Annotated in this window: 4 protein-coding genes; 1 reads left to right on the forward strand and 3 read right to left on the reverse strand. The window is 43.2% G+C overall.

What is annotated here, in order from left to right:
- Positions 1-11: 11 nt before the first annotated feature.
- Positions 12-905: a hypothetical protein gene (locus RHEIN_RS16215; RefSeq protein ID WP_040555298.1), complete on the reverse strand. Its 894-nt coding sequence runs from the start codon at positions 903-905 to the stop codon at positions 12-14.
- Between the two features lie 183 nt (positions 906-1,088).
- Here RHEIN_RS16215 and RHEIN_RS16220 point away from each other — a divergent pair, with 183 nt between their 5' ends.
- On the forward strand, positions 1,089-2,294 hold the full coding sequence (locus RHEIN_RS16220; protein WP_008900065.1) for an IS4 family transposase: 1,206 nt from the start codon (positions 1,089-1,091) through the stop codon (positions 2,292-2,294).
- A 486-nt stretch (positions 2,295-2,780) separates the two neighbouring features.
- Here the strand turns inward: RHEIN_RS16220 and RHEIN_RS16230 are convergent, their stop codons facing one another.
- Positions 2,781-3,494, reverse strand: coding sequence for a hypothetical protein (locus RHEIN_RS16230; protein ID WP_008900066.1), 714 nt, complete (start codon positions 3,492-3,494; stop codon positions 2,781-2,783).
- On the reverse strand, positions 3,491-4,123 hold a 633-nt coding region (locus RHEIN_RS21075), incomplete at its 5' end, for a hypothetical protein (RefSeq protein ID WP_008900067.1). The genes RHEIN_RS16230 and RHEIN_RS21075, both read right to left, overlap by 4 nt.

Consider the following 4,123-nt stretch of genomic DNA (forward strand, 5'->3'; position numbering starts at 1 on the left):
TTTAGCGCGGCTTAATACGCTATACCGTGCTTATCTCTCAAGACCTTACCCCCTGGTTTTCTTATTCCTGCCCCTTTGCAGAGATTATCTCTCTTCTTCTGTGATTCCATATCGTTAGCATAGATATCACCTCTCGTTAGCCCCACAACAATTACCTCGCCTTCTTCTATTTTTACTTCAAGATACCAAGGGGCATAATCCCCCCCGATACGCAAGTTGAAAAAACCATCACTGTTGTGAATAGAAAACTCTTGCAGTAAATTACTAAAACACACCATCGACTTTTCATTGAACAAAAACTCATAGTAATCCAAACTAAAATACTTATCTTGAAATGCCATACCCCCAGAAATAGTCTTCTTGAAATCGGAAGTCAGATCCGACAAGAAAGACCAAATCAATACATAATCGTCTTCAGAGGTTAAATGCTCAGAATTTGAGAAAAAAACTGAGCGTTCAAAATTACAGTCATCTCCAGCAACTAAACTACCATCAAACAAAAGGCCCTGATGATTATCAGACGAGTCTAACAATCGGTAGTAGTCTGCAATGCATACACCGCCAACCAAACGAGTAGTCGATATCTTAATTAACTCATTACAGTCAGCATAAAAAACAACGTTAGTGTCTTTATTGTCAGACTGAATTTCATTCAATCGTTCTTGCACCCAATCACTAGTTTTGCAGGTTTTAGGAGTTAAACTATAAACCTCCCCAACAAACAGTCCCAGATAACAAACAGGAATATAGAGTACTAAAAAAACAAAAAATCGTGAAAAAATAAATTTCTTCAACTTTACCAAATCAAACATAATCACCACCAAGAATTCTTCTTGTTGTACACCCTCAGTACCTGACCCCGGTGTTTTCTTCCCCTTGGTTATTGCATCTAAAAGCCGAAGCAACAAGCAAGACCTGATGCCGTTGGTTTCTTTTCGACTTCACCGGTTCTTGTGCAATATTCAAGACCTGCCCCTGAGGTATCCCCACGAAATATCGATTGAAAACAAAAAGATGAGCTAAGAAGGAACATTCATGGTGCTTGGTGATCTGATCTATCGCCAAACAAATTAGAGGACCAAAACACCATGAATGTAAGCCGCATCTTAGCCAGTTTTATCCAGAACGTCACTCCTATTTCTCATAAAACCCGCAGAGAGTCTTTGCGGGTTGCGGTACAAAGTTGCATAGAAAAACAAACACTTACCGTCACCGGTATTGGGCGGGGTATCGCTGGAGCTACCAAGGAAAAACATCGGATAAAACGAGCTGACCGCTTACTATCTAACCCATGGATGCAAACTGAACGCCCCCTGGCTTATGCCGCACTGACCCGTTTGCTCATCAGTCACTTACCTCGCCCTGTTATCCATATCGACTGGTCTGATTTAGATGGCTGCCGTGGCAATTACCTGCTAAGAGCTTCACTGGCTTTTAAAGGTCGCGCTTTAGCGCTGTACGAGCAGGTGTATCCGTTGAATAAGAAGGAAAAACCAGAGGAGAATCAACGTTTTCTTGAACAGCTAAAAGATATGCTTCCTACGCACTGTCAGCCCATTATCGTCACCGATTCAGGCTTTAAAGTGCCTTGGTTCAAACTGATAGAGCAACAGGGCTGGGACTTTGTTGGGCGAATTCGCGGAAACTCAATGTGCAACACCACTGATTACGGCTGGCTGAGTTGTCAGGAGTTATTTAAAAAGGCCAGAAAAGAAACCAAGGCTTTTGCTGACGCGAAACTCACACTTCAGAGCGAACATCCGGCTCAGTTAATCCTGCATAAAAAGACGTTAAAAGGCCGGAGCAAACTAACGAAGCTTGGCGAGAAAAGTTGTGCCAGTTGCAGCCTGGATGAGTCCCGCAGCGCAAAAGAACCCTGGTTACTGGCCACTAACCTGAGTGTCGAGAATTCTAAATCTATACAACAAGTTATCTCTGCTTATCGATCACGCATGCAAATAGAAGAGAATTTCCGTGATAACAAATCAGCTCGTTATGGATTAAGCCTCGAGTGGCAAGGCTGCAAGTGTCCCAACCGGTTAGCAGTATTAGTTCTGATTGGTACACTGGCTCATACCTTACTGATATTTATAGGATTATCAGGAGTGAGTGCTGGGCTGCACCGGCAGTTTCAAGCAAACACAACCCGGCACAGGGCTGTGCTGAGCTATGCCTATTTAGCCCTGAGAATGATAGCTCGAAAGCTGGACCATATAAGGCGAAGGGACTGGCTAAACGGGATCCATGAATTCAGGCTAATCACCGCTTCCTATGGAGATTATTTACATGCTTAAATTCGTGGGGATCCCTCAGGACCTGACCCCGTTGGTTCTTGGAAGAACGGGATTTTTTAACCCTTCACAATAAATCAGGCAACAGCTTTTTAGAGATCGTATTGAACACCAGTCCAAGTACTGCATCCGACATCCGGCTAAGGAAGATGTACATAACCCGATTGAACCGCAAGCGCCCCAAACATCGACATATCCCGCTGAGCAGCTAACCAGCGAGGCAGGCAGGGCTTTTTGGTTGAAGTGGGCAACACAAACCGGTTTTTATGAGCATACCAACCGGTGTCAACAACTGCAGGCACCGACAGCCATTGCCCGCTCCGCCGATTTGCCCTGACCACCGCAACCGGAAAACCATGACCGGGCTGCTGGCGGTTTTGCCACTTAGCGATAGAAAAAAGACACCGTGGGATGGGTGTCGTAGCTACTAACTGCATCGGTGCAAGATGCCGCTCTTGAGGTACAAGAAGAGTATACATTGTTGATTTACTATTTCTTTTTGAGGAAATCGCAGCTTTTGATTGAAACATTACCAGCATATTGTAAGGATATGAATTTGATCCCTTCAGTAAGTACATATTCGCTTTGTATAGGTGATAACCTCTTTCCGTTGCTGTCGTAGCATAAAACATCTACATCAAGAGAACCGTCATCAGGGTAAATGCCTGACACCAATTTAACTCCATTCAGAATCGAGATCCTAGGCCTTTCTCTTAACCAGGCAAAATTTACTGGTTCAGCATCAGAAAATAGAAATCTTAGTTCAGCTCGCATAGAACCAAGAGGTATACCTGCCTTTTGTAAATCTCCACTCGTTGGTGGTGGCCTCGATATAGAAATATTTGATTCAATATCAGATTCAGTATGTGCATTATAGGTAACCTGAACAGAAAAAATATTTCTCAGACATACAAGATCCACTCCTTTGACGATCCATATTTTGAACGCATTTTGATTGCTCACATCGTATGAAAAAGGCGTTGTTAATTTACTCTTGACCATATCCAGCCCATGGCAATTTGATGATTCACTTAGCTCTGGATTAATAGACACGATCTTAGGGCTCCAAGGCCATGTAACTGCCTTGGAAACAAATATTGAATTATTTTCACCAGCCCCAATCAACCAGAAGCCCCGCTCCTCAGATGCGGATACTGATACTCCGAACATAACAAAACACACCATAAGCGGTATTCTTATCATTTCAGTTGTCCTTGCCAGAAGGCTCGTTCGTTAGCAGCCCAACTCTGGTAATGTGTAGCGTAACCTGGATCTAAGAAGTTAATCGCATTCCCTTCTGTCCATCTAAAAGCATTTATTTCGGTTTGAGCCCTCATCATGCCAGGGTTAATTAGGAAATCCCTACGATGCACTAGCTCATGACCAATGTTCAATCCAATAAGTCCTATGTTTGACTCATTTATAACTTGGTCAGCATACAAAATAACATTTGGATTATCAGGTTGATATTCAAAATATCCTGTCACTCCAGTATCAGGGTCAGGCGCATTCACCATTGCATTATATTTAAGTTCAATATCGTCAGTAAAACGATCACCAACCGAATCGAACTTTCCATCTCTGGACATTTTATTTAGACCTTTGATGACGTCAGACATCCGCTCGTCAGATGAAGTAAATGTCGGTCTTTTTGAAGGGTCTCCCTCAGCATTAAACCACCACTGTATAGCTGAAGTAGCGGCACCATTCGCAAATTTACCACCGGTCAAAGAGGATACAGTGCCGCCAACCAAACCAGCCACTGCAGTGCGGCCAATAGCATCATTAAATGATCCCGTCTGTGGATTCATCACAGATTTCAAATTAGTCCC

This window comes from Rheinheimera sp. A13L, assembly GCF_000217935.1.
GTDB lineage: Bacteria > Pseudomonadota > Gammaproteobacteria > Enterobacterales > Alteromonadaceae > Pararheinheimera.